Raw genomic sequence first — 26,933 nt, 5'->3', positions numbered from 1 at the left:
GCCGAGGAAGAAGCAATGAAGAAGTCCCATCCCGCCGCCCCTTCCCAGCGCATGCTCCGCGTCGCAGAGGAAGTCCGCCACGCCCTTTCCGCCGTCTTCGCGCGCGAGGAATTCCGCGACCCCGACCTGCACGGTGTGCATGTCACGGTCACCGAGGTCCGCGCCTCGCCCGACCTGAAGCACATGACGGCCTTCGTCGCGGCGCTGGGCCGCGACCTGACCGAGGCGCAGCTCGCCGCCCTGAAGCGCGTCTCGCCCTTCCTGCGGCGGGAGGTCTCGCACGCGGTCCGGCTGAAATACGCGCCGGATCTTCACTTCCAGCCCGACACGGCGCTCGGCTATGCGATGCACATCAATGAGGTGCTGCACCGCCCCGAAGTGCAGCGCGACCTCGACACCAAGCCTGAGACCGAAGAATGACCGATATCCCGCCCGAGGATCCGCCGCAGATCCGCGTCATCGCCATGCCGGCCGACGCCAACCCGGCCGGGGACATCTTCGGCGGCTGGCTGATGGCGCATATGGACCAGGCGGGCGCCTCAGTCGCGCTGCGCCGCGCGCGCGGCCGCGTTGCGACGGTGGCGGTGGACGCCATGTCCTTCCACCTGCCGGTCGCGGTGGGGGATGAAGTGAGTCTCTACGGAACGCTGCTGAGTGTCGGCCGAACCTCGATCCGCGTGCATGTCGAGGCCTGGCGCCGCGATCGCACCAGCGAGGAAGCCGCGCGCGTCACCCAGGCCACCTTCACCTTCGTCGCGCTGGACGAAGCCGGACGGAAGCGGTCGGTCGATCCGACGTGATCGCCTTCTCTCCGGGCGCCGCAGCGGTTATAGGCGCGCGGCCCTACGCCTTCAGGAGACGCAACTGAACAGTTCCAGCACGACCATCACCCAACCGAGCGCCGCGGGGGCGACGAAGCCCAGCAGCGCGACGGGTGACGCGAGGATCGTGCCCCAGACCGCACCCATCCAGGTCTCGCCGATCAGCCCGCCGGCCATGGCGCCGAGGCCGAGCATCGACACGGCGATCAGGATCCGTCCCCAGAGGGGGTATTCCTTGTCCTCCTCGCTTTCATCCACCGGCAGCCTCCACCGCTGACCAACCGTCTTCGCGACGAGCCTCGCGCCATCCCGATCGACACGCTACGGAACGTTTCATGGCCCAGCACCGCCAACGCCACCGCAAGCCGAAGGGCCGCCCGATCGACGGCTGGCTGATCATCGACAAGCCGACCGCGATCGGCAGCACCGATGTCGTCGCCATCTGCAAGCGCAGCTTCCAGGCGCAGAAGTGCGGGCATGGCGGGACGCTGGACCCGCTGGCGACCGGCGTCCTGCCCATCGCCTTCGGCGCCGCGACCAAGACCGTGCCCTATGTGATGGACGGCACGAAGCAGTACCGCTTCACGTTGAAGCTGGGCGAGGCGCGGGATTCCGACGATGCGGATGGCGCCGTGATCGGCACCAGTGACGTCCGGCCGACCGACGACCAGATCCGTACGGCGCTGCCGGCCTTCATCGGCGACATCATGCAGGTTCCGCCGATCTATTCCGCCATCAAGGTGGCAGGCGAGCGCGCCTATGACCTCGCCCGCGCGGGCGAGCAGGTGGAACTCGCCCCGCGTCCAGCCCGCGTCGATCGCTTCGAACTGATCGAGCGCCCGGATGCCGATACGGCGGTGTTCTTCGTGGAATCCGGCAAGGGCGTGTACATGCGCTCCCTGGCGCGGGACATCGCCAAAGCCTGCGGTTCGGTGGGGCATATCGCAGCCCTGCGCCGGATGCGGGTCGGACCCTTCCTCGAGAAGGATGCGGTTCCGCTGGACAGGATCGCCGTTTCCGGCGATACCCCGCCCCCTTCCCCGGATCTTCTGCTTCCGGTGACGACCGCGCTGGCCGACATCCCGGCGCTGGCCCTCACTGAAGCCGAGACCGCCCGCCTATCCTTCGGCCAGCCCATCCCGCTGGTCGAGCTAATGGGCCGGGTTCCGCGCGAGGCCAACCCCGATGGGGGCCTGGCCAGGGCGATGGCGGGGGGGCGCCTGATGGGTCTCGCCCGCTTCGAGGACGGCTTGCTGAAGCCGGAGCGGTGGCTGGGCCAGGGCGGTTCCTGAACCCCTTCCTGTAAGGAATACGCACGATGTCGATCACTGCGGAGCGCCGCCAGGCGCTGATCAAGGACTATGCGACCGGCCCGAACGACACGGGCAGCCCCGAGGTCCAGGTCGCCATCCTGTCCGAGCGCATCTCGAACCTGACCGAGCACCTCAAGACGCACGCGAAGGACTTCCACTCGCGCCGCGGCCTGCTCGTCCTGGTCGGCCAGCGCCGTGGCCTGCTGGACTACCTGAAGCGCAAGGACCAGAAGCGCTACGAGACCCTGATCGGCCGGCTGAGCCTGCGCCGCTGATCGTGGCGGAGGGGCCGCGCCCCTCCGATCCCGAATGTCTCGCCTGGAACCCGCCCAGCGCACCCTGCGCCGTGGCGGGTTTTGGCGTTGAAGGGGGTCAGGCTGCCGGCCGTCTCGTCAGGGCGAGGCCGAGGGCGACCATCGCCGCGCCGGAGGCTTCTCGCAAGCGACGGACCAGGCTCGGGCGGGCGGCGGCGTCACGCAGGCGGCCCGCCACGAAGCCGACCACCACACCGGCCAGCGTGTTCGGCGCCACCGAGACCACGCCCGGCACCACGAATCGCATCGCGACCGGCCCCTGCACCGGATCGACGAATTGCGGGGCGAAGGCCAGCAAGAACGCGGCGGTCTTGGGGCTCAGGGCCTCGACCGGCGCGCCTTCGCGGAAGGCGTGGCGGGCGCCCACCGGCGGTGCCGCACCGCCGGCCAACACCCGGCGGCGTGGTGGCGCGCGGCCCTGATGGTGCGCAGCCCGATCCAGACCAGATAGGCCGCGCGCGCGAGCTTCAGCCTGCCAAACAGTTTGGCACTGGCCAGCACGATGGCGAATACGCCGCGTCCGCCCGCGACGACATGCACCTTCCCGCCCAGGCCCGTGCCAACGCTGGAGGCGACCCCCTCCGGCCGCCCGCCAGCGTCCGGGCCGCGACGTAGAAGATGCCCGGTCCGGGCGTGACCGCGAGCAGGAAGGCCGCGGCGATGTAGAGGGCAAGCCGGCTGACATCGGGCATGGCGACCGTTCTCTGCAACGACAGTGGGGGGCTCCCAAGAACGCTGGCCCTCGCTTGACCCTTGCGGCGTGCTCGCGTAAGTAACCATATGGTTACTTCAATCCGGGGGAAACAGGCGTGGGTCTGACACGCGGGGATTGGCCGGCAGGGCTGGCCGCAAAGCTCGCCGAAGGATGCGCCATCCCGGCCCATCCGCTGGCGCTGACGGCGCAACGGACACTCGACCCGAAGCGGCAGAAGGCGCTGTCGCGCTACTACCTCGATGCCGGCGCAGGCGGCCTCGCGGTCGGGGTCCACACGACGCAATTCGCGATCCGCGACCTCGGCATGTACGAACCCGTGCTGCGCATCGCGGCCGAGGCCGCGGCCGAGCGCAGTGACAGCCCGATCCTCGTCGCCGGCGCCATCGGCAAGACCGCGCAGGCGGTGGCCGAGGCGAAGCTCGCGCGTGCGCTCGGCTATCATGCCGTTCTGCTCTCGCTGGCCGCCTGGAAGGGTGCGTCGGAAGACGAGATCATCGCGCATTGCGAGGCCGTCGCGGCTGAGATGCCGCTGTTCGGCTTCTACCTCCAGCCCGCGGTCGGTGGCGTGCGGCTGCCCGTCTCCTTCTGGCGGCGCTTCGCGGCCATGCCGAACGTCGCCGCCATCAAGATCGCGCCCTTCAACCGCTACGCCACGCTCGACGTGCTGCGCGGTGTGCTGGAGGCGGGGGCCGAAAAGCGCGTCGCGCTCTACACGGGTAACGACGACCATATCGTCGCGGACCTGCTCACGCCCTTCCGGCTGACGCATGAGGGGCGGCACGTCACCATGCGCATCGTCGGTGGTCTGCTTGGTCACTGGTCGGTCTGGACTCGCAGCGCAGTGCAGATCCAGGCTCGCTGCCGGGACGCGGCGCGGGAGAACCATGTGCCGACCGACCTCCTCGCGCTGGATGCCGCGGTCACCGAGATGAATGCGGCCGTCTTCGATGTCGCCAACGACTTCCACGGCGTCATTGCCGGCTGTCATGAGGTGCTGCGCCGCCAGGGCCTGCTCGAGGGCATCTGGTGCCTGGACGAGCACGAGGCGCTGTCGCCCGACCAGGCCGAGCTGCTGACGCAGGTCGCCGAACGCTACCCGCTGCTGACGGATGACGGCTTCATCCGCGACAACCTTCATCGCTGGCTCTCGTAGGGATCACGACCATGGCGGAACGCCGCATCGGCCTCATCATGAACGGCGTCACCGGCCGGATGGGGATGAACCAGCACCTGATCCGCTCCATCGCCGCGATCCGCGCCGATGGCGGGGTGAAGCTCGCCAACGGCGACACGCTGATGCCCGATCCGATCATCGTCGGCCGCAACAAGGCGAAGCTGGACGCGCTGGCCAAGGCGCACAACATTGCCCGCGTCAGCACCGACCTCGACGCCTGCCTGGCCGACCCGAAGGACGAGATCTTCTTCGACGCCGCGACGACGCAGATGCGCGCCGGCCTGCTGACCAAGGCGATCAACGCCGGAAAGCACATCTATTGCGAGAAGCCGACCGCCGACACGCTGGAAGACGCGCTGAACGTCGCGAAGCTGGCGAAGGTCAAGGGCATCAAGAACGGCGTGGTGCAGGACAAGCTCTTCCTGCCCGGCCTGCGCAAGCTGAAGATGGTGATCGACAGCGGCTTCCTCGGGCGTATCTGCTCGGTGAAGGGCGAGTTCGGCTACTGGGTGTTCGAGGGCGACCTGCAGCCCGCCCAGCGCCCGTCCTGGAACTACAAGAAGGCCGAGGGCGGCGGCATCATCCTCGATATGCTCTGCCACTGGCGCTACGTGCTGGACAATCTGTTCGGCAATGTGGAGGCGGTCTCCTGCCTCGGCGCCGTGCATATCCCCGAGCGCATCGGGGAGGACGGCAAGCCCTACAAGGCGGATGCCGACGACGCGGCCTATGCGACCTTCCAGCTCGAAGGCGGGGCGATCGCGCACATCAACTCCTCCTGGGTCACGCGCGTGCGGCGCGACGACCTGGTGACCTTTCAGGTGGATGGCACGCATGGCTCGGCCATCTGCGGCCTGCACAAGTGCTGGACGCAGTCGCGCGTGGCGACGCCGAAGCCGGTGTGGAACCCTGACCAGCCGCAGACCATCGACTTCTTCGCCGGCTGGCAGGAAGTGCCGACCACCACCGACTTCCCGAACGGCTTCCGCGTGCAGTGGGAGGAATTCCTCAAGCACGTCGCCGGGGAACGCCCCGACTACCCATGGAACCTGCTGGCGGGTGCCAAGGGCGTGCAGCTCGCCGAGGCCGGCCTGAAGTCCTGGGCCGAGCGCCGCTGGATCGATCTTCCGAAGCTGGAGGTGTGATCCGACGACCGCGGCGCCAACCGACCCCAAGGAGCGCAGCTTCGAGGGACCTCGGGGAATGGCGCGGAGGTCTGAATCGGATCACCAAAGGAGGCCGCACATGCCGACGATCACCCTGCCAAACGGAAACGGCGCGCTGGAGCCCTTCACTACCAGCCCGCCGCGCGACTTCCCGAAGGCCACGCCGCCCTTTCCGCGCATCGCGCTGGGTGCCGCGCATGTCGTCGCCGATGCCCTCGCCGAGCAGGATCCCTGGCTCGACGTGAAGATCGACTGGGACCGCACCATCGCCTTCCGCAAGCATCTCTGGTCGCTCGGCCTCGGCGTCGCCGAAGCCATGGACACCGCGCAGCGTGGCATGGGCCTCGACTGGGTCGGCGCGCAGGAACTCATCCGCCGCTCGCTCGACGCGATGCAGGACCATCCCGGCGCGGTCATGGCCTCCGGCGCCGGCACCGATCACCTGGCGCCCGGCCCGGACGTGACGGTGGACGACGTGATCCGCGCCTATGAGGAACAGTGCGAAGCCGTCGAGGCGATGGGCGGGCGCATCATCCTCATGGCCTCCCGCGCCCTCGCCAAGGCGGCGAAGTCGCCTGCGGATTACGAGCGCGTCTATGGCCGCATCCTGTCCCAGGTGAAGCAGCCGGTGATCATCCACTGGCTCGGCGAGATGTTCGACCCCGCCCTCGAAGGTTACTGGGGCAACCACGACCACATGGCGGCGATGGAGACGGCGCTCGCCGTCATCACCGCCCATGCCGACAAGGTCGATGGCGTGAAGATCTCCCTTCTGGACGACAAGAAGGAGATCGCGATGCGCCGCCGCCTGCCCCGCGGCGTGCGCATGTACACGGGCGACGACTTCAACTACGCCGAACTCATCGCTGGCGACGAGCACGGCCATTCCGACGCGCTGCTCGGCATCTTCGACCCGATCGCTCCCGCGGTCGGCGGCGCCCTTGCCGCGCTGTCGCGCAATGACCTCTCGACCTTCCACGAGATTCTAGCCCCGACCGTCCCGCTGTCGCGCCATATCTTCAAGGCGCCAACGCGCTTCTACAAAACCGGCGTGGTGTTCATGGCCTGGCTGAACGGGCACCAGGACCACTTCGTGATGGTGGGCGGGCAGCAATCGACGCGGTCGATTCGGCACTTCTCGGAACTCTTCCGTCTCGCCGACAAGGCGGGGCTGCTGCGCGATCCGGAAATGGCGGTGTCGCGGATGAAGGCGCTGCTCGCAGTGCACGGGGTGGCGTGATGACGCCCACACGCGGACGGCGGGGCCTCCGCCCCCTCCGAACCTCCTCCGCCCGGGAACCCACTGACGTTGCAAAGCGACGCCAATGGGGACCCGTCGGCCGAATGGCCTCTGGAGACCAATGCCTGATCTGGGGCGCTCCGGGCATGATCGCGCTTGCGCGGCAGCTCCATGCCCACCGCCAGAATGATTCCTGGACGCAGGGCACGGCGGCCCCTTCCCATCTCACCCCCGACCTCCTGCCCGATACCAGCTTGAGGTTTCCAAAGACCCTTCGGCCTTTGGCGGGAAGGCTCCGGGAGGGGCAAAGCCCCTCCCGCTCGGAGTCCCGCGCATGACCGCCCCAGGCCCCATCAGCCTCAACACCATCACGGTGAAAGCCTGGACTCTCCCCCAGGTCGTCGAGGCCTGCGCCCGTCACGGCATCACCGCGATCTCCCCTTGGCGCGACGTGCTTCAGGCTGCCGGCCTCACCGCCGCCGCGCAGCAGATCCGTGATGCGGGCCTGAAAGTCACCGGCCTCTGCCGCGGCGGCATGTTCCCTGCCGCGGAGGCTGCCGGCCGGGCCGCGGCCATCGAGGACAACCGCCGTGCGATCGCCGAAGCCCATGCCATCGGCGCCGACTGCCTGGTCGTGCTTGGTGGCGGCCTGCCGAAGGGGTCGAAGGACCTGCCCGGGGCGCGGGAGATGATGCGCGAGGGCCTGCACGCCATTCTGCCCGATGCGCGGGCGGCGGGGGTGACGCTGGCACTGGAGCCGTTGCACCCGATGACCTGCGCGGATCGTTCCGTGCTCTCCACCCTCAGCCAGGCGCTGGATCTGTGCGACGAACTGGGTGCAGGCGTCGGCGTCGCGGTCGACGTCTATCATGTCTGGTGGGATCCCGACCTCGCCCGCCAGATGGCGCGGGCGAGAGGCCGCATTGCCGGTTTCCATGTCTGCGACTGGAAGGTGCCGACCACGGATTTGGTGTTCGACCGCGGCATGCCTGGCGAAGGCGTGATCGACATCCCGGCGATCCGCGCCATGGCGGAGGCCTCCGGCTGGGCCGGCGGGGTCGAGGTCGAGATCCTGTCCAACCGCTGGTGGGCCGAGGACCCCGAGGCCGTCATGGCCGCGGTGAAGGCGAGCCACGTCGCCTGCTGACCCCTGCCCCCGCAAATCCGCGCCACTTCGCATCTTGAGCCGCGCCGCCCCTGAGGGCAGTTTGCACCGCAGCACGCCGCTTGGGCGCTGCAACGGAGCGGGTCATGGCCGATCGGAAACTGTGGTTTGTCTGGGGTGGGATCTTCGTGGATTCGACGTGGCAGGACCTGGAACCAGGTACCGAGGAGTGCCACGGCCCGTACCATGACCTCGCGACCGCCGAACGCATCTGGCGCGACGAGATGCGCCGCCGGGTCGATACCGCCCAGCACCGGCTGTTCGTGATCGAGGCCCCGCGCCCAGGCGGAGACGCGGCGCGCTGACCCAAAGCCACTCTCAGAGGTCGCCTGACGGCGACTTCTGATAGGCCGACAGCCTCTCAGCCTGGCAGGAAGGGCACGTCGCGGGTCGCGGCGATCGCGTCCCAGGCCTCGCGGACCCTTGCGGCGCCATAGTCGCGTTCGAGCCGCCGCAGCCCGAAATGCGCCTGGGCGATACCGTGGAAATGGCTGAGGAAGGCAAGGTTTACGGCCGCCCCCGCCGCCGCACCCAGCACCGGGGCAGCCTGCGCGGCCACCTTCAACCCGACCGTGCCGCCGAAGCGCGCCGCCACGGTCGCGATGAAGCGCGGCACGACCACATGCCCGACCGAGCCCTTCAATGCCTCGGCCAGCGCCAGACGGACGGCGAAGTAGCCGCTCTCGGCAGCGTCGTCGGACGCGCTCGTGCCGCCCAGTGCGAAGACCTTCAGGCATTCCGCCGCCGCGTCGGGGGCGGATAGGTCTTCCCCCTGCTCCGCACCGACCGCGGCGATCTGGCGCAACAGGATGGCGGTGGAAACAGGCAACTCCACCATCGTGCCCGGCAGCCCGAAGGCCCCGCCCATCGCACCCGAAGCCGCCGCCAGCCCGCGATGAAACCAGCGTGAGGAAACGGGCAGCGGCGTGATCGCCGGGCCGGACCGCAGCGCAGCCGTCATCGCCGTGCTGAGCGCCGTCCGCACGGCCGCATCGACCGCGCCCTGCAACCCCGCTGGCAGCCGCGCCCGCAACGCCTCGACCGGCATGCCGGCCGCGCTGGCCAGACGCGCGGCGAGAGAGGGGTTCTCCAGCGCATCATGCGCCGCGCGCAGGGTGCGCTCGGCGTCGGGCGGCAGGGTTCCGGGCCGGGTGGTGGCAAGGCTCATGCCGGTTCAGGTGGCCTTTGCGGCATTCGGGGACAAGGGTCGGGACGATCGAAGGGGACGCGCGGCTCCCGGACTCATCCCGCCCAGCGCGCCGCCGCCCCGCGCAGGCCTTGCGCCAGCGCATTCACGGCGAGCACGATCGTCATCAGCACCATGCCGAGCGCGAGCGCGAGAGGCAGGTCGCCCTTCGAGGTTTCGAGCGCGATCGCCGTCGTCATCACGCGCGTGTAGCCTTCGATATTGCCGCCCACGATCATGACTGCCCCGACCTCCGCCGCGGCGCGACCGAAGCCCGCCAGCAACACCGTCAGCAGGGCGAAGCGCCCATCCCACAGCAGCGTCGGCACCGCCCGCAGCGCCGAGACGCGGAAGGATCGGAACTGTTCGGCATATTCCTCCCACATCCCTTCCAGCACCTGGCGCGTCAGAGCCGCGACGATCGGCAGGATCAGCACGGCCTGCGCAATGACCATCGCCCCCGGCGTGAACAGCAGGCCGAATGACCCCAACGGTCCCGAGCGCGACAGCAGCAGATAGATGAGCAGCCCGCACAGCACCGGCGGCAGCCCCATCAGCGCGTTCAGCGCCACGATCACCGCGGCACGCCCCGGGAAGCGCGCCACGGCCAGCAGCGCGCCGAGCGGCAAGCCGATGATCGCGGCAGTGGCGAGCGCGACGAGGCTGACTTCCAGCGACAGCAGCACGATGCGCATCAACGCCGGATCCCCGCCGGACAGCAGATCGAGCGCGGCAGAAAAGGCGGCGCCGAGATCGTTCATGAGATGCACGCGATGGTCATTTCCGACCGAAGGCCGCACGTTCCCGAACGAAAATCAAGCGGCTCAGACGGATCGTGCCACGACACGCCCCGTGTGATGATTCTCTGTTCAATATCCCCAGAACTGCCCGCATCATTCGCAACCGAAGCCGCCTCCATCTGCCAATTGCGCGAAATTTGACCTGCGCGACGATGGACCCGCCCGTCCGGTGGACCTAGGGTTTCGCATCTGCGAGATCGCGAGGGTCTGCCATGAAGCTCGGTGTCTTCCTTCCCATCGGCAATAATGGGTGGCTGATCTCCAGCACCTCGCCCCAGTACATGCCGACCTTCGAACTCAACCGCGAGGTCACGCTGAAGGCCGAAAAATTCGGCTTCGACTTCGCCTTGTCGATGATCAAGCTGCGCGGCTTCGGCGGACCGAGCCGCTACTGGGACTTCAACCTCGAGAGCTTTACGCTGATGGCGGGCCTCGCGGCCGTGACCACGCGCATCAAGCTCTTCGCCTCGGTCGCCGTGTTGTCCATTCCGCCGGCGATCATCGCGCGCATGGCGACGACGATCGACGCCATCGCCCCGGGCCGCATCGGCGTGAACATCGTGACCGGCTGGCAGAAGGCCGAATACGAGCAGATGGGCATCTGGCCCGGCGAGGAGCATTTCGCCCGCCGCTACGAATACGGCGAGGAATACGTCACGGTCCTCAAGGATCTGTGGAGCACCGGCGTGTCCAACCACAAGGGCCGCTTCTTCCAGATGACGGATTGCCGGATGGAGCCGAAGCCGGCAGGCAAGATCGACATGATCTCGGCCGGCCAGTCCAATCGCGGGATGAAGTTCGCCGCCGAATACACCGACTACAACTTCATCAGCGCCGGCGGCATCAACGACGTCTCGCAGGTCGCCCCGCACACGGCCCGCCTGATGGCCGCCAACAAGGAGGCCGGCAAATCCTGCGAGGCGATGCTGCTGATGATGGTCATCGCCGACGAGACCGACGAGGCCGCCCAGGCCAAGTGGAAGCACTACGTCGCCGGCACGGATCTCGAAGCCCTCGCCTGGCGCGACGCCCAGGCCGGGGCGGATGTGAAGGCCGAGGCGCATTCCACCGTCGGCCGCATGGTGCGTTCCGACCGCGAGCCCACCACCATGCTGCGCCTGGTCGGGTCCTACGAGACGGTGGCGAAGCACATGGATGAGCTCGCCACCGTGCCGGGCCTGTCCGGCGTGATGCTGACCTTCGACGACTTCCTGATCGGCATGGAGCAGTTCGGAACGCGCATCATGCCGCTGATGAAGTCCCGCCTGAACTTGCCCCAGGCGGCCTGACCTTTGCCGGAGGGGCCGGCGATCGCGCAGCTCGACCTCGAGCTGCGCCACATCCGCAAACGCTACGGCGATTTCGTCGCGGTCAACGACGTCTCGCTGCAAGTGGGGAAGGGGCAGTTCGTCTGCCTGCTCGGCCCGTCCGGCTGCGGCAAGACAACGACGCTGCGCTGCGTCGCCGGCCTCGAGGAACCCGATGCCGGCGACATCCTGATCGGTGGGAAGGAGGTCACCGGCGAACCGCCCTGGAAGCGTGACATCGCCATGATGTTCCAGGATTTCGCGCTGTTCCCGCATATGACGGTGGCCAGGCAGGTCGGCTTCGGCCTGGAGATGCTGAAGAAGCCGAAGGCCCAGATCGCGACCCGCGTCGCCGAGGTGCTCAAGGCCTTCGAAATCGCGCATCTTGCCGAGCGCCGCCCCTCCCAGCTTTCCGGTGGGCAGAAGCAGCGCGTTGCCCTGGCGCGCGCCATGATCACCGAACCGCGCATCCTGCTGCTCGACGAGCCGATCGGCGCACTCGACTACTCGCTGCGCGAGACGGTGATGCTGGAGCTAAAGGCGCTGCAGAAGCGCTCCGGCATCTCCTTCATCTGGGTCACACATGACCAGAACGAGGCGTTCTCCCTCGGCGACCATGTGGTGGTCATGAACCACGCGAAGATCGAACAGCAGGGGGCGCCGGACGAAGTGCTCTCCCGCCCCCGCACCGCCTTCGTCGCCGGATTCATCCAGGGCAACAACGTCTTCGAAGGCAGGGCCGGCGCATCCCGCGATGGAGTGCTGGAGGTGGTGACCGCAGCCGGCCTCTTCCGCGTGCCGCTGCTCGACCTCGCCGCTCCCGCTGCCGGCGATGCGCTGACCTTCTCCGTCCGCGCGGAGCGGTTGATCGAGAACCCCGGCGAATCGATCCTCAACCGCCTGACGCTGCGCTGCGTCACCGTCGAGTATTTCGGCGCCTTCCGCCGCCATGTCCTGGAAGGCGCCGGCGGTCTGATCGTGAAATACGACCAGTTCGGCGCCCTGCCACCCAGCATGCGCGAAGGCGACGAGGTCACGCTCGGCTGGGCTCAGGACAGCGGCGTGCTGCATCGGGGGCCGTCGGCGTGAGCACGATCCGCATCCGCTCCCCCGCCGCCTTCTGGTTGGCTCTCCCGGCGGGGCTGTGGATGGCGCTCGCGGTCGTGCTGCCGGTGCTGCTGATCGTCTGGGTGTCGCTGTGGGGCGGGACGACCGTCTCGCCGGACAACCCCATCACCTTCGACAACTACCGGCGGTTCCTGTCGAACGAGAATTATCTTTGGCTGATCGGCGACACGCTGCTCCAGACCGCGATGATCATGGCGATCACGGGGTTCATGGGCTACTGCATCGCCTACTTCCTGACGGTGAAGGTGACGAGCCCGGGCTGGCGCCTCGCGTTGTTCCTGGCCTTCGTCATCCCCTTCTGGACCAGCACGCTGATCCGCGCCATCGCCTTCGTGCCCTTTCTCGGCGTGAATGGTCTGCTGAACCAGGCGCTGATGGGGATCGGGCTCATCGAGCGGCCGATCCAGGCATTCCTCTATTCGCGCCTCGGCATCTCCATGGCGCAGGTCTCGCTCTACACCCTGCTGGCGAGCGGACCCGTCGTCTACATGCTGAACAGCATCCCGCCTGCCTTGCGCGAGGCGGCGATGACGCTGAAAGCCCCGCCCATCATTGTGTTCTGGCGCATCATCCTGCCGCTGACCCTGCCTGGCATCATCATCGGTCAGGTGCTGGTTTTCCTGAATGTGCTGGCGGACTTCATCACCGTCACCACGGTGGGCGGCAACAAGCTCGCCTTCCTCGGCAACCTCATCCTGCTGTTCTACGAAGGCTCGCAGATCCGCATGACGGCGGTGGTGTCGGTGCTGCTGATGCTGCTGATGCTGGCTGGCGTGGCCATCGCACTGCGCATCGTCGATATCCGCAAGGTCGGGAGCTGACCGGCGATGCATTGGAAGACGCGCTCGCGCATCACCTCCTGGCTGCTCGGCATCGTCACCATCGGCTTCCTGCTGTTCCAGTGGGCGCCGATGTTCACCATGTTCACCCTCTCCTTTGCCGGGGAGAACGGCGGCACGACCTTCCCGATGAACGGCATCTCCCTGCACTGGTACCAGAAGCTGTGGGAAGCGGATCTCTTCGACGACTTCAAGCCGCCGATGCTGCGGTCGTTCCTGCTGGCCCTGGCCTGCTCGGCGACCACGGTGGTGCTGTCGGTCTGCGCCGCGCAGGCGATGCGCGGGCGGTTCCGCGGCAATGGGCTGTACTTCTACCTGCTGCTGCTCGGGCTGATGGCGCCGGGCATCCTGGTCGGCTTCGGCTTCGCCATCCTCACGCGCCTGCTCGGCATCGAGGGTACGTGGAACACCACCGCCTACGTGGTCCACGTGTCCTGGGCACTGCCCTTCGGCTTTCTCACCATGCTCGCCGTCTTCAACCGCTTCGATCCGCGGCTGGAGGAAGCAGCGCTGACCCTCGGTGCCAATCGCGTCACCGCCTTCCGTCGCATCACTTGGCCGATCATCCTGCCCGGCGTCATCGGCACGGCGCTGTTCGGCTTCTCGCTTTCCTACGACGAATATGCCCGCACGCTGTTCACCGCGGGCAGTGACGGGACTCTGCCGCTCGCCGTCATGGCGCAGCTCGACCGGCAGCTGACGCCCGAACTCTATGCCATCGGCACACTCACCACGGCGATGTCGCTCACCGTCATCGCCCTCTGCGCCATCGGCTTTTGGCTACGGGCCCGCGCACTGCGCGGCCGCCCGTCCTGACCACACACTCGAACGACAGGAGACAGGATATGAGCATCGTTTCCCGACGCGGCCTCCTTGTCGGCACCGCCGCCGGCCTGGGTGCCCCGCTGATCCGCCCGGCTGCGGCGCAATCGCGCGAACTGCAGCTCGCCGGCGCGACCTACGACCTGCGCGAACCGATCCTGCGCGAGTTCATGCGCGTCAGCGGCGCGCGTGTGCGGCCCTGGACGAATCCTTCGACCCAGGCGCGGCTTGACCGTGTGCGCGCCGCGCAGGTCGACATCATCACGACCGATGCGCCCTTTTCCCAGTACGGCGTCAGCGAGCAGCTCACTCAGCCGATCGACATCAGCCGGCTGAAGAACTGGTCGCACCAGCACATGCTGTTCCGCGAGGGCCGCGCCACGCCGACGGCGCCGATCGGCCTTGGCGCCAATCCCGGCACGATGATGTGGGCGGATGACGCGAAGACAAAGGTCGTCTTTTCGCCCGCCTTTTTCCAAATGGACTCGATCGGCTACAACGAACGCCACATCCAGACCGAGAACAACGAACTGTCCTGGGGCGAGCTGTTCAATCCGCGCTGGCGCGGCAAGGTCGCGCTCTATGCCATCGATTGGCTCGGCATGCTCGATGCCGCGATCGGCATGAAGGCGATGGGCATCTTCAATCCGGTCGATCCAACCAACCTGACCAACGCCGAGGTCGACACCGTCACGGACTTCCTCAAGGAGAAGAAGAAGGAAGGCCATTTCCGTGCCCTGTGGCGTACCTATGGCGAGCTGGTGAACCTCATGGCCTCGGAAGAAGTCTGGATCGCCGATGCCTGGTGGCCCGTGGTCATCGACGTGGCCGCGAAGGGCATCCCGATGCGCTACGCCGTCGCCAAGGAAGGCTACCGCGCCTGGTGCAACGGCTACGCCATCTCGGCGAATTGCCGGAACATCGACCTGGCCTATGATTACCTGAACTTCTGGCTGGACGGCTTCCCGGGTGCCGAGCAGGGCAAGATCGGATATTATTCCACATCCGACACTTACAAGCAGTACATGGCGCCGGATCTGCAGAATAGCCTGTATGGCGGCGTCGGTCGCGACGGCGGGTCCTTCGACGATCGCGCCGCGCGCATCTATGTCTGGAACACGCGTCCACGTAACCTCCCCTACTACACCGAGAAATGGAACGAGTTCCTCGCGGCATGATCGAAGACAGCAAGACGGCGCGGCAGCTTTTCGCGGAACTCAAGGCCGCGCCGACCCGGCGGCGCTTCGGCTTCGGCCGACGCGCCGCGCTGGTGAACATCGACGTGCAATGCGCCTATACCCAGCCGGACACCTACGTCACGGCCTATGAGACCGACCCCGACCAGATCGCGCATATGAACGCGCTGGCGAAGGCGGTCCGTGCTCGCGGCTGGCCCGTGGTCTGGACCTATGTCGCCTATCTGCCGTCCGGCGAAGATTGCGGCGTCTGGGGCACGCGATCCGACACGCCGGACAGCCTGCAGAACATCAAGGAGGGCTCGCCGCGCGCGATGCTCGACCCGCGCACCGAGCGCGAACCCGCCGACATCATCATCAACAAGCGCATGGCCTCCGCCTTCTTCGAGACCAACCTGCGCTCCCTGCTGACCTTCCATGGCATCGATACGGTGGTGGTGACGGGTGGGTCGACCTCGGGCTGCGTGCGAGCGACGGTGGTGGACGGCCTGTCCTGCGGCTACCGCATGATCGTGCCGGAGGAGACCACCGCCGACCGCCACGAATCGCCGCATTTCGCGAACCTCTATGACATGGCTGTGAAATACGCCGATGTGATGCCGGTGCAGGAAGTGCTCGACGCCATCCCGCAGATGCAGGGCTGACCACCATGCTCAAAGCGCCCGGCCACTACGACTACATGCCCTGGCGGCGCCGGCCGAAGATCACCTGGCCGAACGGCGCGCAGATCGCCGTCTGGCTGGCGCCGAATATCGAGCATTACGAGCTCTTCCCGCCGCCCAATCCGCGTCGGAACCCCTGGCCGCGGCCGCACCCGGACGTGCTGAACTACGCTTGGCGCGACTATGGCAACCGCGCGGGTTTCTGGCGCATGGCCGACACCATGGCGAAGTACGGGGTGCGAGGCTCGGTCTCACTGAACGTCGCGGTCTGCGACCACTACCCCGAAATCATCGAGCGCTGCTGCGCGCTGGGCTGGGAGCTGTTCAGCCACGGTACCTACAACACGCGCTACTTCTACGAGATGGACGAGGCGATGCAGCGGGAGGTCATCCGCGACAGCCGCGAGACCATCAGGCGCGTGTCGGGCCAGAAGCTGGATGGCTGGTTGACCCCCGCGATATCCAACGACGAGACGACGCAGCACGTCCTCGCCGAGGAGGGCATTCTTTACACCCTCGACATGACGCATGACGACCAGCCGACGCCCGTCAACACGCGATCCGGGCGGCTCGTCTCCATCCCCTATTCGCTCGAGGTCAACGACGTCCCGCTCTTCGTCAGCCGCAACACGCCGGCCGAACGCTACGCCGCGATCTGCAAGGCGCAGTTCGACCAGCTCTACGAGGAAGGGGCGGAATGCGGCACGGTGATGTGCATGCCGCTACACCCCTATCTGATCGGGCAGCCGCATCGCGTTGCGGCACTCGATGCCGTGCTGGCGCACATCACGTCGCACGACAAGGTGTGGCTCGCCACGGGTCGGGAAATCGCGCAGCACTACATCGACCATCACCTCGCCGACCACAAAGCTTGGATCGCGGAGGGCACGCCGTGACGCTGCCGCCGGACTACATCGAGTATCCGATCCGCAAGCGGGCGATGGATCACGACCGCTACCCGTATCGCATCCTGCCGCGGACGACGCCCGTCACCTGGCCGGGCGAGGCGCGTGTCGCGCTGTGGATTGCCGTGCATGTCGGGCATTTCCCAATGGACATGCCGCTGAAGCCCTTCACCGCACCGGGCGGGATGGAACGGCCCTACCCGTCCTACTGGGACTTCACGCAGCGCGACTACGGCAACCGCATCGGCATCTATCGCATGATGAAGGCGATGGGCGCGCGCGGGCTGAAGGGCACGGCCCTGCTCAGCGCGGCCCTGGCGCGCGAATACCCGGTGCTGATGGATGAGATCGTCGGCGCCGGCTGGGAACCCGCCTGCGCGGGCCTGGACATGGCGCATCTGCATCATGCGGAGGTCCCGGAAGCCGAGGAACGCGCAGTAGTCGCCGAAGCCGCCGCGCTGCTGCGCGGCCGCTTCGGTAATGCCGTCACCGGCTGGCATTCGCCAGCGCACTCGGAATCGGCACGCACGCCGGATCTCGTCGCGGCCGAGGGCTTCACCTGGACCAGCGGCTGGGTGAATGACGACATGCCCTATGCCTTCGCGACCAAGACCGGCACGCTGACAGCCATGCCGCTGCCGCAGGATCTGTCGGATCAGCGCATGCTGTTCCAGCAGAACATGGCGACCGAGGATTTCACCGACGCCATCCTCGCCGCCCATGCGACGCTCGACGCCGAGGCGCGGGCCACCGGCGGCGGCCGCATCCTGACGCTCGCAGTCACGCCCTGGCTGATGGGCCAGCCGCATCGCGCCAAGGCGTTCAGCGCGCTGCTCGACGCGATCCTGGCGCGCGGCAGCGTGTGGAACGCAACGGGGGCGGAGATCGCCGCGGCGTGGAAGGCGCAGGCCTGATGCGGTGCGCGATCACCGCAGCCAGGTAGTCCCCCGCCTCGAGGCGCTTCATGCCGAGACGCTTCGGGGACAACTGGCAAGGTCGGATTTGGAGGGGCGCTGCCCCTCCAAACCACCTCGCCAAATGACAGTATCTTTTTTGGAAAGCCGAATACTCGGCGACGGGCGCGCAAGGCATGCCATGCCCCCCCGCAGTGCGCTTTCTAAGCCAATGCGGGTCTCGGCACTGGCCGTGGTCCTGTGGCGCGCGGTACTAGGTGACGGTTTCCAAAGGCCCTGTGGCCTTTGGTGGGGTGAGCCCGAGAGAGGCAAAGCCCCTCTCGGTTCCACAGCGCAGGACGATGCGCCGCCGGATCTCACCGCCCGGGCACGCGCCGGTGCTACTTGCGGCGCGCCTTTCGGGCGGCATAGCGCGCGTCGCGCAAGGCCTTCTGCTCGGCAGCCAGGGCCAGGGCGCGGGCCTTCTTCTCGGCGTCGAGAAGAGCGGCACGCTCCTCCTGCTCCATCGCGGCGGCGGCAGCCGCGCGGGCGGCTTCAGCCTCCCGTTGAGCCTGTTCGGCGGCGAGGCGCGCGGCCTCAGCCTGGCGGGCGGCCTCCTCGGCCTCCAGGCGCTTGGCTTCGGCGGCGGCCGCTTCGGCCTGCGCGGCCTTTTCGGCGAGGCGGTCGGCACGGCGCTTCTCGCGAGCCTCAGCGACCGCACGCTGTGCGGCCAGCCGTTCCTGCACCACGGGATCATCCGGGCGAGGCTGTGCGCGGAACCTCTGAACCATCGCCTGCCGGGCGCGGTCCGCAGCTTCGCGGCGGGCGTTGAAGTCGTCGCGTTTCAGGCCTTGCATCGTGGCTTACTACGGTCCCTTGCTGTGGGTTTCGGTCGTGTCATACCGACTCATCCGAGGATTTCCAGGATGATCTGGCGGATTTCGGCGGGCGAGAGCCCGGTGCCGGGTCGCGTCGCGGCCTGCGGCGGGATGGATGTGCCGCTGCGCGCCGGAATGGCGCGCGGGGCCCGTGTGTCAATGGTTATCATTACTGTCTTTCTTCATTCTTGGCGACGCCGCCCTGAACGGTGGCGTCGCATGCGGCGTTCCGACGGACGTCAAGGTCCGCCGGGACGGTGATTCAGGCCCTGCGCAGATTCGTCGCGGACGTCTTGCCCTGCTGACCGCGCTGAAGGTCGAATTCGATCTTGTCGCCCTCACGGGGTGTGTCGATGCCGGAGCGCTCGACGTCGGAGATGTGGAGGAATACGTCCTTCGTGCCGTCGTCAGGCTGAATGAAGCCGAATCCCTTGGTGGCGTTGAACCACTTGATGGTGCCAATGGACATGGAATTGTTCCGTTCAAATATACAGGCGCGGACGCGCCACGCGGTGCGTCCGATCAATCTTCTACTTGGGGGGAGCTGGCGGGCTCGGCGCTCGGTTACGAGCAAGGAGAGCGCGGCGGAACCAAAAAAAGCTGACGTCCATAACATAGGGCATCGCGCCGCAGATTACCAGATGCCAATTCCGGTATGCTGCGGCGCCCGTCTGTCACCCCGCATCCACGACAGGCGAAACAGCTGCCGCCACGCCCAGCAGCGCCGCATCGCCCATACGCGGCCCGACGACCTGCACGCCCACCGGCAGCCCGTTCGGCCCCTTGATGCAGGGAATGCCGATGCAGGGCACGTGCAGCAGTGTCCACATGCTGTTGAAGATGGCGTTGCCGGTGTCCTGGCGCCCGACCGGCGCCTCGCCCGGGGCCGCCGGCGCCAGCACGGCATCATAGCCCGGGAACAGCGCGTCAAACAGCCGCCGACATGCCGCCGCGTGGTCGTAGGCCCAGACCATGTCCTGCGCCGTGATGCCCTCCTTGTTCAGCACGCGGTCGTGGAAATCCTGGTGGAGGAGGCCCGGGGCGGTCAGGTATTCCTGTAGAAAGGCGCCGCGTCCTTCGCCATACAGAACGATGTGATGCGCGCGGGAGATGGTGTCGAAAGACGCCGGCAGGGTCAGGTCCTCAACCACCGCACCGGCCACTTCCAATCGCTTGCCCGCGGTCAGCAGCGATTCCTGCGATTCCGGCGCCGCGATATCCCAATGTGGACCACGGCACAGCGCGATGCGCAGGCCGCGGACCGGCTTCGTCGCGGGCGCCGCCTCCATGCCGAACAGCCGGAAGGCGCGCGCGACCAGGTGCAGGTCTGCCGGCGACCGCCCATACCAGCCGATGGTGTCCAGCGTATGCGAATACCGCTTCGCCCCTTCGCTGTTCACCACGCCATGGGTCGGCTTCATCGCATAGACGCCGCAGAAGGAGGCCGGCCGGATCGTGCTGCCGCCCGTCTGGGTGCCGAAGGCGATCGGCACCATGCCATCCGCCACCGCCGCCGCGGAACCCGAGGACGAACCGCCCGGCGTGCGCGTCGTGTCATGCGGGTTGCGCGTCAGCGCGCGTCGGCCGGCAGCGGCGAATTCCACCGTGTCGGTCTTGCCGAACACCACCGCCCCCTCGCCGCGCGCGACGCCGACGCAGGCCGCGTCGCGCCCCTGCACCAGCGACTCATACAGCGGCGAATTGTGCGTGGTCGGCATGTCCGCCGTGTCGATCATGTCCTTTACGCCGAGCGGCAGCCCATGCAGCACGCCCTTCGCATAGGCCTTGTCGACCCGCCGCGCATTGCGGATCGCCAGGCCCGGATCGAGGAAGGTGAAGGCCTTCACCACCGCCTCGCGCTCCGCGCAGCGTTCGAGGCAGGAGCGCGTCAGCGCCTCCGCCGTCAGCGCGCCGTCCTGTAGCTTGGCGGCCGCCTCGGCAGCGGTGAGTTGCCAGGGTTCTTTCATGACCATCCTCAATCAGGGCCGGAAGACGCCGGCCGGCTCCGCGAATTTGTCGGGCAGCCGCGGCAACTCGGCCGCCATGGCGGCGAGGTTGCGCGCCAGCTCATCGTCCCGCGCCGCGCGATCGACGGGCGGCGTCGGATCCAGCGGCAGGTCGCCACCACGCAGGTTCGGGCGGCGGTCGCGCTCGGCGAGCGCGTCCTCGACAACCTGCGCCGCGCACAGCACGCGGGCTTCCGCGAAATACGGCCCGATGATCTGCACGTTCAGAGGCATGCCGTCCGCGTCGAAACCACAGGGCGTGCTGATGGCCGGATGGCCGGACAGGCTTGCGATGTTCATCGCGCCTTCGCGGGTGAAGGCGATCACTGCCGCCGGGTCGGCATAGGACGGCGCGACCCGGTAGGCACCCGGCAGCAGCAGCAGATCACACAGCCCGAACAGCGCATCCGTCGCGCGGGCCAGGTGCCGGCGCATCCGATGCGCGGCGATCACGTCGCCGGCGCGGATCATCGACCCCGTCGTCAGCTTGTCCCGCAACGCCTGGCCCATCAGCTCCGCGCGTTCGAGGAAATCCGCTTCATGGATCGAATAGGAATCCGCCGGATTGATGATCCCCGCCGCGCGGCGATAATCGCGCAGCGACGCCGGAATCGGAACATCCATCAACCGTGCGCCGCGCGCTTCCAGCGCGCGCGCCGAAGCCGCGACACCGCCGGCGATGGCTGGGCTGATCTCGCCTTCCGGCAGGCCGGTGACAATACCCACGACCATGCCCGCCACGCCGTCGCGCAGCCCCGCGCGATGATCCGGCACAGGCCGGTCCGCGCTGCCCGGATCGCCCGGATCATGCCCGGCGATGACATTCAGCACCGTGGCGCTGTCCTCGGCCGTCCAGCACAGCGCGCCCGTCACGTCGAGCGACCAGCAATTCGGCAGAACCCCCGCACGGCTGGTTCGCCCGTAGGTCGGCTTCAGCCCCTGCAAGCCGTTCGCCGCGGCCGGCAGGCGGATCGACCCGCCGGTGTCCGACCCCAGGGCGAAGGGCGCGATCCCCGCCGCCACCGCCGCGCCGGACCCCGTGGACGACCCGCCCGTGAACCGATCCAGATCCCATGGGTTGCGTGCCACGGCGAAAGGCAGGTCGTGGTGCACCGCCCCTGTGCCCGTCCCGTATTCCCAGGTATTCAGCTTGCCGAGCAGGATCGCCCCCGCCGCCTCCAGCCGTGCAATGATGTGCGCCGTCGCCTCGGGCACGAAATCCAGCATCAGCCGCGATCCGCCCGTCGTGCGCACCCCGGCGGTAAAGTAGTTGTCCTTCACCGCGAAGCCCACGCCATGCAACGGCCCGCGCCACAGGCCAGCGGCGATCTCGGCCTCCGCCTTGCGTGCCGCGGTCAGAGCGCGGTCCGGCAGCGGCGTGATGTAGGCCCGGACGCGCCCGTCTACCGCATCGATGCGATCGAAAATCGCCTGCACATGGTCCACCGGCGAAAGCCGCCGCGTCGCGATGCGCCGCCCTGCCTCGGCAGCCGACAGGAAACAGGGATTGTCGGTCATGGCGTCTTGTCCCGATGGTGCAGCAGGCGGAAGGCGGGCGGCGTCAGTACGGTGACGAGGAAGATGCGCGTCACATGCAGCGTCACGATCAGCGCGACATCCAGGCCGAGCACCTTGCCGGTCAGGCTCATCTCCGCGACGCCGCCCGGCGCGGTGCCCAGGATCATCGCGCCCAGCGGCTCATGGAACAGCCAGGACAGCAGCGCCGCGGCAAGCGCGCAGCTCCCCATCAGCAGGAAGACCTGGCTGATCGCGTGCGGCAGGAAGCGGCGCAGCGGGCGGATGCTCTCGCGCCCGAAGGCGGCACCCAGGCTGGTGCCCAGCACCACCTGCGCGAAGGCCGTCAGCCAGGGCGGCAGGCCCGACAGCGTGATGCCGAAGGCGGTCAGCGCCGCCGTTACCGTCAGCGGCCCGAGCAGCCATCCCGCCCGCACCCCCATGCGCACCAGGACGATCGCGGCCACCAGCCCGCCGCCGAATTGCAGCACCAGGATCCAGGGCACGAAGGGCAGCACCGTCGCCGCCTGCGGGATGTCGCCCTTCAGCCCCAGCAGGGCGAAGATGTTGGGGACCAGGATCACCACCGAGCAGACCCGCAGCAGCTGCGCCAGCGCGACCGGCGCCGGTCGTCCGCCATAGCCTTCCGCGAGCATCGCCATGTCGGCGACACCTCCCGGAATGGAGGAGAACCAGGCCGTCGCCATGTCCACCTTGGCGCGCCGCGCGAGCGTCGGCGCCAGCGCCGCGCCGATGGCGAGCGTGATGAAGGCTGCGAGCAGCAGCACCGGTGCCTTGGCCATGAGCACCGCCGCCGTCGCCGGCGTGAAATACAGGCCAAGCGCAATCCCGATGATGCCCATGAAGATGTTGCGGAGCTGCGGATCGCCTTCCGCCGGCAGGCCCGAGATGCGCGCCGCGCCGACCGCGACCAGGGCGCCGATCAACCAGGGCAGAGGCAGGTGCAGTGTGGCGAAGATGGCACCACCCACCGCGCCCAAAGAAACACCGAAGGCGATGCGCAGTGCCTTGGCAAGTGTCATCGGGAACCGCCGGCGCAGTGATGTTCAAGTGGTCGAATGTCGAATGCTCCTTCGTCGTCGGCCCGGCCGTCGCGGGGTGGCAGGCAAGTCCCGCGCCACTCAGGGGATGTCAGCGGGGTGCGGTCATGCTCCGGGCGAAGGGGTGATCTGCCCCCCACGCAACTGAGCGAAAAGACCGGCCACCACAGCAGCCTCATCGCGCATGCCTGTCCATCGCCGTGCCGCTACGGCCCCTCGCCTGGTCTCCGATCCTGCGTGCCTTCTCCGGTGCCCGATGTCACCCTGCGCCGCCGGCTGCACGCGATGGTCGGATGCGGCCGCAGCCCCGACGCGGATCGCCGCCGATGGCGCGATGCCCCTCACGACGCATCGCGGGGCGGCGACCATGTCGCAGGGGCGATAGCCAGGCACCAGAAGGTCGCTCGACGTCAGGCCGACATCGCGATCGACCGCCGCCCTTCGCCATCCACCCGCACCTGGTCCCGCCCGCCGCGCTTCGCGGCATAGAGCGCACCATCCGCTGCCCGCAGCGCGGCGTCGAGGGCCGCTTCCGACTCTTCCTCAGTGCCCAGCGTCGCGACGCCCGCACTCATCGTCACGCGTTCCCCGCCCGGATGGGGCACGCCCACGGCCACCAGGCCGCGCAGGCGCTCTGCCGCGAGGGCCGCCGACGCCGCATCGGCACCGGGCAGCAGCAGGGCGAACTCCTCGCCACCCAGCCGTCCGACGACATCGGCGCCGCGCACCGCCTCCGCAATGATGCCGGCGACGCCGCAAAGCACCGCATCGCCCGCCGCATGGCCGAAACTGTCGTTGATCGCCTTGAAGCGATCCAAGTCGATGACGACCACCGCGCAATCCCCGCCATTCCGCCGTGTGACGGCGATCGCCGGCAAGGCACGCGCCAGGAAGCCCCGCCGATTCGCAAGCCCGGTCAGCGGATCGGTCAGGGATAGGGCCGCGAGCTGCGCCTCCAGCCGGTCATGCCGCCGCCATCCTTCAATAAGCAGCAGGAAGAAGGCGGGCACGAGCATGTCCAGCCCGACCCAGAGCCAATCCAGAAGCATGCTCTCCGGAGCCTTGCCGTCCAGGGAGACGGCCACGGCATCGACGCCGGCCAGGGCCGCGACGCTCAGCAGCACCAGTGCACCGAAGAGCCGCAGCGCCCGCCGCAGCCCCCGCATCGGCATGGCCAGGGCTCGCCACGCGCCAAAGCCGAAGGCCGCCAGCGCCAATACCGCCGTGGCCGCGCGAAACGCGAAGTGGAGCACCACATCCGACGGCATCCGACGATTCCCTCAGCTCAGCCGCACATCATGATACCCGGAGATTGAAAAAATCCCCGTCTCTCACCCGGCCGCCGACCAGCCGATACGCCCGACCGTACCGCAGGCGTTGCATTCGGCCTTCCAGGCGGAATGCTCGGCCCCGCAGGTATTGCAACGCCAACGCGGCGCGCCCGGGGCGTTCGCCGCGCTGCGCAGCCAGCGCGCCTGGGCAGCGCGGGCATCGGCCGTGTCGCCATGCTCGGTCTCCTCCAACTCGGCGAGCATCAGATAGGCGCGTCGATCTGCCGCCCCGGAGGCGATCAGCGCCTCCAGTTCCGCCCGCGCCCGCCCGGTCAGCCCGGCATCGAGGGCGACGCGGGCCATCAGCAGGCGGCTTTCCAGATGGTCGGGGTTGCGATGGGTCAGATCCTCGACCGCCTTGATGCGGGCCAGCGGCGCCGGCGTCCCCGCGATCCAGGCGAGGCCGATATCCGGATGCGGTGCGGCCATCCAGGCCTGTTCCAGCACCGCCCGCGCCTTGCGCGCGCTGCCGGCGGCGGCGAGGCGCTTCGCATGGGCCAGCGCCCCCGGCGCGAAGGTCGGATCGGCGGCGAAGGCCTGCTTCTCCAGATCGGCGGCCCGCGCCGGATCGCTTTCCTGCTCGGACGCAGCGAGCGCCAGCGCCGCGCGCGGCCCATCCGGCGGGGACAGCGCCAGGGCCTCCCGCCAGTCATGGGTGCGCAAAGCGAGGAGCTGCCGTTCCTCCCGCAGCCAGGCTGCGCCGGGCTGCGCGGCCTCGGCTTCCTTGGCCAGGCGATGAGCGGATTCCCAATCCTCCCGCTGCATGGCCTGGCGCAGCAGCCCGCGCAGGCCGAGGAAGCGGGCATCCGGCCGTTCCGCCAGAGCCTTGAAGGCATCGGCGGCCATATCCTCCCGTCCCGACAGGCGCGCGGCCTCGGCGGCCAGCAGCAGGGTCTGCGGCGTATCGCCCAGCAGGTGGCGGGCGCGGCGCACCTCCAGCCGCGCGGCCTCCGCCGTGCCGGCGGCCAGCGCGATCAGCGCACGGGTAACCGCGGCGTCGCCATCCGCGCGGCGCTTCGCGGAGCGCGCGGCGCGCCGGCGATGCGGCATGCCGCGGACATGCCGCAGCACCGCGAAGCCGCCATGCAGCACCAGATAGGCAACGACCAGGCCGAGAATCGCGATCGGCAGGCCGATGCCGATCCAGACCTCGCCGACCTGCACCTCGACGGTCCCACCCGTCTCGGCCATCCAGAAGGCGACCGCGGTGACAACCGCGAGCCCCAGCAGAACCAGAATCGCACGACGCATCCTGGACGCCCCTCAGCCGGCCGCGAGGGTGGTCAGGGCCGCGCGCGCAGCCTCGAGCGCCCGCGCCTGGGCGATCCAATCCGCCATGGCCGCCTTGGCGGCTGGCGGCAACCGATCCAACCGTGTGACGGCGGCGTCCAGATCCCCGGCTTCCAGGGCGCGGCGGGCGCGCTCGAGCTCGGCGGCGGCAGCGTCGCCCCAGACCACCTGCTCCCCCCGGCGCACCGTCACCAGCCCCGACAGGCGGGAGGTGGCGGCATCCAGCAGGCCCTGCCCCTGGCCGGGCTCGCTCGCCGCGCGAGCGGCGCGGGCAGCGGCTTCGAAGGACAGGCGCAGGCCGGATTCGGTCGGCGGCGCGACGGAGGCGAAGCGGGTCAGCGCCTCGGGCGCGCTTGGCAGGGCAGCGAGCGCCGGCCCAAGCGGCTGGCCGGCATCGAGACGCAGCCGCAGCGCGTCGAAGGCGGCCAGGCGGGTCGCCCGCGCCTCCACCGCCGCGACCCGCGCCTGGGCCTGTTCCAGCGCCGCCAGCCGTGTCGCGAGCCCCGATTCGGTTCCCCGCAAGCGGGTCTCCAGCGCGGTCGAGGCTGCCGCGATGCGCTCGGCCTCGGCGCGCTCGGCCGCAGCCAGGCGATCATTGACGGTGCCGGCCAGCTCCTGGGTGCGGCGCATGGCCTCGGCATCCGCCGCCTGCTGGCGGGCGGCGACGGCGTCCAGCCGCTCGGACAACCGGTCGGCGCGGTTGGTCAGCCCCTCCACCGCGGCGCGCGGCGCGAAGCCGGCGGGGTCGGGAATGGGGCGGGCGAGCGCCTGGGCGGCGTGGGACTCGGCGGCCGCGACGCGCCCGCCCAGCCCTTCCACCCGGCCTTCCAGCGGGCCAAGGTCAGGCGCGGCCGGGATGGCGGCGATCTGCCGTTCGATGGCCGACAGATCGGGCGCCGGACGCGCCTCGAGCGCCGCCATCCGGCGTTCCAGCGGCGCAAGGTCCGGGGCGGGGCGCCCTTCCAGCGCCGCGATCCGGGTCTGCAGGGCCTCGAGGTTCCGGATGCGGCCCTGCAGCGCCTCGAGGGCGGAGACGCGCGCCTCCATGGCGGCGATCGCCGCGGCCGAGGGATTGGGGGCCGGCGCCGGCCGCGGCGTGACCCAGAGCCAGGCCGCGGCCAGCACCAGGACAAGCCCACCCACCACCAATGGCAGGGCGGCAGGGTCCAGGAATCGGCGAAGCGGGGGTTGGGGCGTCTCGGTCAT

The 26,933-nt window shown here is 68.8% G+C and carries 31 protein-coding genes; 17 read left to right on the top strand and 14 right to left on the bottom strand.

Features of this window, described 5'->3' with window-relative positions; translation table 11 throughout:
* Positions 1 to 15: 15 nt before the first annotated feature.
* Positions 16 to 420 (top strand): 30S ribosome-binding factor RbfA, encoded by a 405-nt coding sequence (gene rbfA / locus KPL78_RS16485; RefSeq protein ID WP_219764066.1) that lies wholly within the window; start codon positions 16 to 18, stop codon positions 418 to 420.
* Complete coding sequence (locus tag KPL78_RS16480) at positions 417 to 800, top strand: acyl-CoA thioesterase (RefSeq protein WP_219764065.1); 384 nt, start codon at positions 417 to 419, stop codon at positions 798 to 800. The genes rbfA and KPL78_RS16480 overlap by 4 nt, the downstream gene beginning before the upstream one ends.
* A gap of 51 nt (positions 801 to 851) precedes the next feature.
* Here KPL78_RS16480 and KPL78_RS16475 read toward each other — a convergent pair whose 3' ends face one another.
* On the bottom strand, positions 852 to 1,079 hold the full coding sequence (locus tag KPL78_RS16475) for a hypothetical protein (RefSeq protein WP_219764064.1): 228 nt from the start codon (positions 1,077 to 1,079) through the stop codon (positions 852 to 854).
* Between the two features lie 77 nt (positions 1,080 to 1,156).
* Here KPL78_RS16475 and truB point away from each other — a divergent pair, with 77 nt between their 5' ends.
* Together truB and rpsO are read left to right on the top strand one after the other, a co-directional pair.
* The gene (gene truB, locus KPL78_RS16470) at positions 1,157 to 2,113 is read left to right on the top strand and encodes a tRNA pseudouridine(55) synthase TruB (protein ID WP_219764063.1); all 957 of its coding nucleotides are present in this window, start codon (positions 1,157 to 1,159) and stop codon (positions 2,111 to 2,113) included.
* A gap of 26 nt (positions 2,114 to 2,139) precedes the next feature.
* The gene (gene rpsO / locus KPL78_RS16465) at positions 2,140 to 2,409 is read left to right on the top strand and encodes a 30S ribosomal protein S15 (protein WP_219764062.1); all 270 of its coding nucleotides are present in this window, start codon (positions 2,140 to 2,142) and stop codon (positions 2,407 to 2,409) included.
* Between the two features lie 97 nt (positions 2,410 to 2,506).
* Here rpsO and KPL78_RS30845 read toward each other — a convergent pair whose 3' ends face one another.
* Positions 2,507 to 2,815 carry a LysE family transporter gene (locus KPL78_RS30845; RefSeq protein WP_219764061.1) on the bottom strand — a complete coding sequence of 103 codons (309 nt, stop codon included), beginning with the start codon at positions 2,813 to 2,815 and terminating at the stop codon, positions 2,507 to 2,509.
* Positions 2,767 to 3,228, bottom strand: a complete 462-nt coding sequence (locus KPL78_RS30840; RefSeq protein ID WP_369412768.1) for a LysE family translocator — start codon at positions 3,226 to 3,228, stop codon at positions 2,767 to 2,769. The genes KPL78_RS30845 and KPL78_RS30840 overlap by 49 nt, the downstream gene beginning before the upstream one ends.
* Before the next feature lie 29 nt (positions 3,229 to 3,257).
* On the opposite strand from KPL78_RS30840, the gene KPL78_RS16455 reads away from it, so the two are divergent.
* The 5 genes from KPL78_RS16455 (at position 3,258) to KPL78_RS16435 (ending at position 8,213) form a co-directional block, all read left to right on the top strand.
* Positions 3,258 to 4,316 carry a dihydrodipicolinate synthase family protein gene (locus KPL78_RS16455; RefSeq protein ID WP_219764060.1) on the top strand — a complete coding sequence of 353 codons (1,059 nt, stop codon included), beginning with the start codon at positions 3,258 to 3,260 and terminating at the stop codon, positions 4,314 to 4,316.
* 11 nt (positions 4,317 to 4,327) lie between these two features.
* On the top strand, positions 4,328 to 5,482 hold the full coding sequence (locus KPL78_RS16450) for a Gfo/Idh/MocA family protein (RefSeq protein WP_219764059.1): 1,155 nt from the start codon (positions 4,328 to 4,330) through the stop codon (positions 5,480 to 5,482).
* Positions 5,483 to 5,582: 100 nt separating this feature from the next.
* On the top strand, positions 5,583 to 6,743 hold the full coding sequence (locus tag KPL78_RS16445; protein WP_219764058.1) for a dihydrodipicolinate synthase family protein: 1,161 nt from the start codon (positions 5,583 to 5,585) through the stop codon (positions 6,741 to 6,743).
* A 334-nt stretch (positions 6,744 to 7,077) separates the two neighbouring features.
* A complete protein-coding gene (locus tag KPL78_RS16440; RefSeq protein ID WP_219764057.1) occupies positions 7,078 to 7,890 on the top strand; it encodes a sugar phosphate isomerase/epimerase family protein in 813 nt (270 codons plus the stop codon).
* 104 nt (positions 7,891 to 7,994) lie between these two features.
* A complete protein-coding gene (locus KPL78_RS16435; protein ID WP_219764056.1) occupies positions 7,995 to 8,213 on the top strand; it encodes a DUF4170 domain-containing protein in 219 nt (72 codons plus the stop codon).
* A 56-nt stretch (positions 8,214 to 8,269) separates the two neighbouring features.
* On the opposite strand, the gene KPL78_RS16430 is transcribed toward KPL78_RS16435, so the two are convergent.
* Together KPL78_RS16430 and KPL78_RS16425 are read right to left on the bottom strand one after the other, a co-directional pair.
* On the bottom strand, positions 8,270 to 9,076 hold the full coding sequence (locus KPL78_RS16430; protein ID WP_219764055.1) for an EcsC family protein: 807 nt from the start codon (positions 9,074 to 9,076) through the stop codon (positions 8,270 to 8,272).
* Positions 9,077 to 9,150: 74 nt separating this feature from the next.
* On the bottom strand, positions 9,151 to 9,855 hold the full coding sequence (locus tag KPL78_RS16425) for an ABC transporter permease (RefSeq protein ID WP_219764155.1): 705 nt from the start codon (positions 9,853 to 9,855) through the stop codon (positions 9,151 to 9,153).
* 251 nt (positions 9,856 to 10,106) lie between these two features.
* On the opposite strand from KPL78_RS16425, the gene rutA reads away from it, so the two are divergent.
* Genes rutA through KPL78_RS16385 form a run of 8 tightly spaced genes read left to right on the top strand, consistent with a single transcriptional unit; the run spans position 10,107 to position 17,667 of the window.
* Positions 10,107 to 11,183, top strand: a complete 1,077-nt coding sequence (gene rutA, locus KPL78_RS16420) for a pyrimidine utilization protein A (protein WP_219764054.1) — start codon at positions 10,107 to 10,109, stop codon at positions 11,181 to 11,183.
* Positions 11,184 to 11,186: 3 nt separating this feature from the next.
* On the top strand, positions 11,187 to 12,290 hold the full coding sequence (locus KPL78_RS16415) for an ABC transporter ATP-binding protein (protein ID WP_219764053.1): 1,104 nt from the start codon (positions 11,187 to 11,189) through the stop codon (positions 12,288 to 12,290).
* Entirely contained in the window at positions 12,287 to 13,150 is an 864-nt protein-coding gene (locus KPL78_RS16410; protein WP_219764052.1) for an ABC transporter permease, read from the top strand. Before KPL78_RS16415 ends, KPL78_RS16410 begins: the two co-directional genes overlap by 4 nt.
* Before the next feature lie 6 nt (positions 13,151 to 13,156).
* Positions 13,157 to 13,984, top strand: a complete 828-nt coding sequence (locus tag KPL78_RS16405) for an ABC transporter permease (RefSeq protein WP_219764051.1) — start codon at positions 13,157 to 13,159, stop codon at positions 13,982 to 13,984.
* 29 nt (positions 13,985 to 14,013) lie between these two features.
* Positions 14,014 to 15,168, top strand: a complete 1,155-nt coding sequence (locus KPL78_RS16400; protein WP_219764050.1) for an ABC transporter substrate-binding protein — start codon at positions 14,014 to 14,016, stop codon at positions 15,166 to 15,168.
* Positions 15,165 to 15,830, top strand: coding sequence for an isochorismatase family protein (locus tag KPL78_RS16395; protein WP_219764049.1), 666 nt, complete (start codon positions 15,165 to 15,167; stop codon positions 15,828 to 15,830). Before KPL78_RS16400 ends, KPL78_RS16395 begins: the two co-directional genes overlap by 4 nt.
* 5 nt (positions 15,831 to 15,835) lie before the next feature.
* A complete protein-coding gene (locus KPL78_RS16390; protein WP_219764048.1) occupies positions 15,836 to 16,744 on the top strand; it encodes a polysaccharide deacetylase family protein in 909 nt (302 codons plus the stop codon).
* Entirely contained in the window at positions 16,741 to 17,667 is a 927-nt protein-coding gene (locus tag KPL78_RS16385) for a polysaccharide deacetylase family protein (protein WP_219764047.1), read from the top strand. Before KPL78_RS16390 ends, KPL78_RS16385 begins: the two co-directional genes overlap by 4 nt.
* 380 nt (positions 17,668 to 18,047) lie before the next feature.
* Here the strand turns inward: KPL78_RS16385 and KPL78_RS16380 are convergent, their stop codons facing one another.
* The 9 genes from KPL78_RS16380 to KPL78_RS16340 form a co-directional block, all read right to left on the bottom strand.
* A complete protein-coding gene (locus KPL78_RS16380) occupies positions 18,048 to 18,503 on the bottom strand; it encodes a DUF6481 family protein (protein WP_219764046.1) in 456 nt (151 codons plus the stop codon).
* Between the two features lie 50 nt (positions 18,504 to 18,553).
* On the bottom strand, positions 18,554 to 18,694 hold the full coding sequence (locus KPL78_RS16375) for a hypothetical protein (RefSeq protein ID WP_219764045.1): 141 nt from the start codon (positions 18,692 to 18,694) through the stop codon (positions 18,554 to 18,556).
* A 92-nt stretch (positions 18,695 to 18,786) separates the two neighbouring features.
* Entirely contained in the window at positions 18,787 to 18,993 is a 207-nt protein-coding gene (locus tag KPL78_RS16370) for a cold-shock protein (protein ID WP_219764044.1), read from the bottom strand.
* 205 nt (positions 18,994 to 19,198) lie between these two features.
* Positions 19,199 to 20,491, bottom strand: a complete 1,293-nt coding sequence (locus tag KPL78_RS16365) for an amidase (RefSeq protein WP_219764043.1) — start codon at positions 20,489 to 20,491, stop codon at positions 19,199 to 19,201.
* Between the two features lie 12 nt (positions 20,492 to 20,503).
* Positions 20,504 to 22,048: an amidase gene (locus KPL78_RS16360; protein WP_219764042.1), complete on the bottom strand. Its 1,545-nt coding sequence runs from the start codon at positions 22,046 to 22,048 to the stop codon at positions 20,504 to 20,506.
* Positions 22,045 to 23,088 carry an AbrB family transcriptional regulator gene (locus KPL78_RS16355; protein WP_219764041.1) on the bottom strand — a complete coding sequence of 348 codons (1,044 nt, stop codon included), beginning with the start codon at positions 23,086 to 23,088 and terminating at the stop codon, positions 22,045 to 22,047. Before KPL78_RS16355 ends, KPL78_RS16360 begins: the two co-directional genes overlap by 4 nt.
* 428 nt (positions 23,089 to 23,516) lie before the next feature.
* A complete protein-coding gene (locus tag KPL78_RS16350) occupies positions 23,517 to 24,374 on the bottom strand; it encodes a GGDEF domain-containing protein (RefSeq protein ID WP_219764040.1) in 858 nt (285 codons plus the stop codon).
* Between the two features lie 63 nt (positions 24,375 to 24,437).
* Positions 24,438 to 25,688 carry a heme biosynthesis HemY N-terminal domain-containing protein gene (locus tag KPL78_RS16345; RefSeq protein ID WP_219764039.1) on the bottom strand — a complete coding sequence of 417 codons (1,251 nt, stop codon included), beginning with the start codon at positions 25,686 to 25,688 and terminating at the stop codon, positions 24,438 to 24,440.
* A gap of 12 nt (positions 25,689 to 25,700) precedes the next feature.
* On the bottom strand, positions 25,701 to 26,933 hold the full coding sequence (locus KPL78_RS16340; protein WP_219764038.1) for a hypothetical protein: 1,233 nt from the start codon (positions 26,931 to 26,933) through the stop codon (positions 25,701 to 25,703).

It is taken from the genome of Roseomonas alba (assembly GCF_019430885.1).
Lineage (GTDB): Bacteria > Pseudomonadota > Alphaproteobacteria > Acetobacterales > Acetobacteraceae > Neoroseomonas > Neoroseomonas alba.
This window is presented reverse-complemented; position numbering and strand designations above follow the sequence as displayed.

What these genes read in the sequence shown, in the direction of transcription:
- rbfA (WP_219764066.1), top strand. Translation starts at nt 16, where the DNA reads ATGAAGAAGTCCCATCCCGCCGCCCCTTCCCAGCGCATGCTCCGCGTC.
- KPL78_RS16480 (WP_219764065.1), top strand. Translation starts at nt 417, where the DNA reads ATGACCGATATCCCGCCCGAGGATCCGCCGCAGATCCGCGTCATCGCC.
- truB (WP_219764063.1), top strand. Translation starts at nt 1,157, where the DNA reads ATGGCCCAGCACCGCCAACGCCACCGCAAGCCGAAGGGCCGCCCGATC.
- rpsO (WP_219764062.1), top strand. Translation starts at nt 2,140, where the DNA reads ATGTCGATCACTGCGGAGCGCCGCCAGGCGCTGATCAAGGACTATGCG.
- KPL78_RS30840 (WP_369412768.1), bottom strand. Translation starts at nt 3,228, where the DNA reads ATGGTTACTTACGCGAGCACGCCGCAAGGGTCAAGCGAGGGCCAGCGT.
- KPL78_RS16450 (WP_219764059.1), top strand. Translation starts at nt 4,328, where the DNA reads ATGGCGGAACGCCGCATCGGCCTCATCATGAACGGCGTCACCGGCCGG.
- KPL78_RS16445 (WP_219764058.1), top strand. Translation starts at nt 5,583, where the DNA reads ATGCCGACGATCACCCTGCCAAACGGAAACGGCGCGCTGGAGCCCTTC.
- KPL78_RS16440 (WP_219764057.1), top strand. Translation starts at nt 7,078, where the DNA reads ATGACCGCCCCAGGCCCCATCAGCCTCAACACCATCACGGTGAAAGCC.
- KPL78_RS16435 (WP_219764056.1), top strand. Translation starts at nt 7,995, where the DNA reads ATGGCCGATCGGAAACTGTGGTTTGTCTGGGGTGGGATCTTCGTGGAT.
- KPL78_RS16430 (WP_219764055.1), bottom strand. Translation starts at nt 9,076, where the DNA reads ATGAGCCTTGCCACCACCCGGCCCGGAACCCTGCCGCCCGACGCCGAG.
- KPL78_RS16425 (WP_219764155.1), bottom strand. Translation starts at nt 9,855, where the DNA reads ATGAACGATCTCGGCGCCGCCTTTTCTGCCGCGCTCGATCTGCTGTCC.
- rutA (WP_219764054.1), top strand. Translation starts at nt 10,107, where the DNA reads ATGAAGCTCGGTGTCTTCCTTCCCATCGGCAATAATGGGTGGCTGATC.
- KPL78_RS16405 (WP_219764051.1), top strand. Translation starts at nt 13,157, where the DNA reads ATGCATTGGAAGACGCGCTCGCGCATCACCTCCTGGCTGCTCGGCATC.
- KPL78_RS16400 (WP_219764050.1), top strand. Translation starts at nt 14,014, where the DNA reads ATGAGCATCGTTTCCCGACGCGGCCTCCTTGTCGGCACCGCCGCCGGC.
- KPL78_RS16395 (WP_219764049.1), top strand. Translation starts at nt 15,165, where the DNA reads ATGATCGAAGACAGCAAGACGGCGCGGCAGCTTTTCGCGGAACTCAAG.
- KPL78_RS16390 (WP_219764048.1), top strand. Translation starts at nt 15,836, where the DNA reads ATGCTCAAAGCGCCCGGCCACTACGACTACATGCCCTGGCGGCGCCGG.
- KPL78_RS16380 (WP_219764046.1), bottom strand. Translation starts at nt 18,503, where the DNA reads ATGCAAGGCCTGAAACGCGACGACTTCAACGCCCGCCGCGAAGCTGCG.
- KPL78_RS16375 (WP_219764045.1), bottom strand. Translation starts at nt 18,694, where the DNA reads ATGATAACCATTGACACACGGGCCCCGCGCGCCATTCCGGCGCGCAGC.
- KPL78_RS16370 (WP_219764044.1), bottom strand. Translation starts at nt 18,993, where the DNA reads ATGTCCATTGGCACCATCAAGTGGTTCAACGCCACCAAGGGATTCGGC.
- KPL78_RS16365 (WP_219764043.1), bottom strand. Translation starts at nt 20,491, where the DNA reads ATGAAAGAACCCTGGCAACTCACCGCTGCCGAGGCGGCCGCCAAGCTA.
- KPL78_RS16360 (WP_219764042.1), bottom strand. Translation starts at nt 22,048, where the DNA reads ATGACCGACAATCCCTGTTTCCTGTCGGCTGCCGAGGCAGGGCGGCGC.
- KPL78_RS16355 (WP_219764041.1), bottom strand. Translation starts at nt 23,088, where the DNA reads ATGACACTTGCCAAGGCACTGCGCATCGCCTTCGGTGTTTCTTTGGGC.
- KPL78_RS16350 (WP_219764040.1), bottom strand. Translation starts at nt 24,374, where the DNA reads ATGCCGTCGGATGTGGTGCTCCACTTCGCGTTTCGCGCGGCCACGGCG.
- KPL78_RS16345 (WP_219764039.1), bottom strand. Translation starts at nt 25,688, where the DNA reads ATGCGTCGTGCGATTCTGGTTCTGCTGGGGCTCGCGGTTGTCACCGCG.
- KPL78_RS16340 (WP_219764038.1), bottom strand. Translation starts at nt 26,933, where the DNA reads ATGACCGAGACGCCCCAACCCCCGCTTCGCCGATTCCTGGACCCTGCC.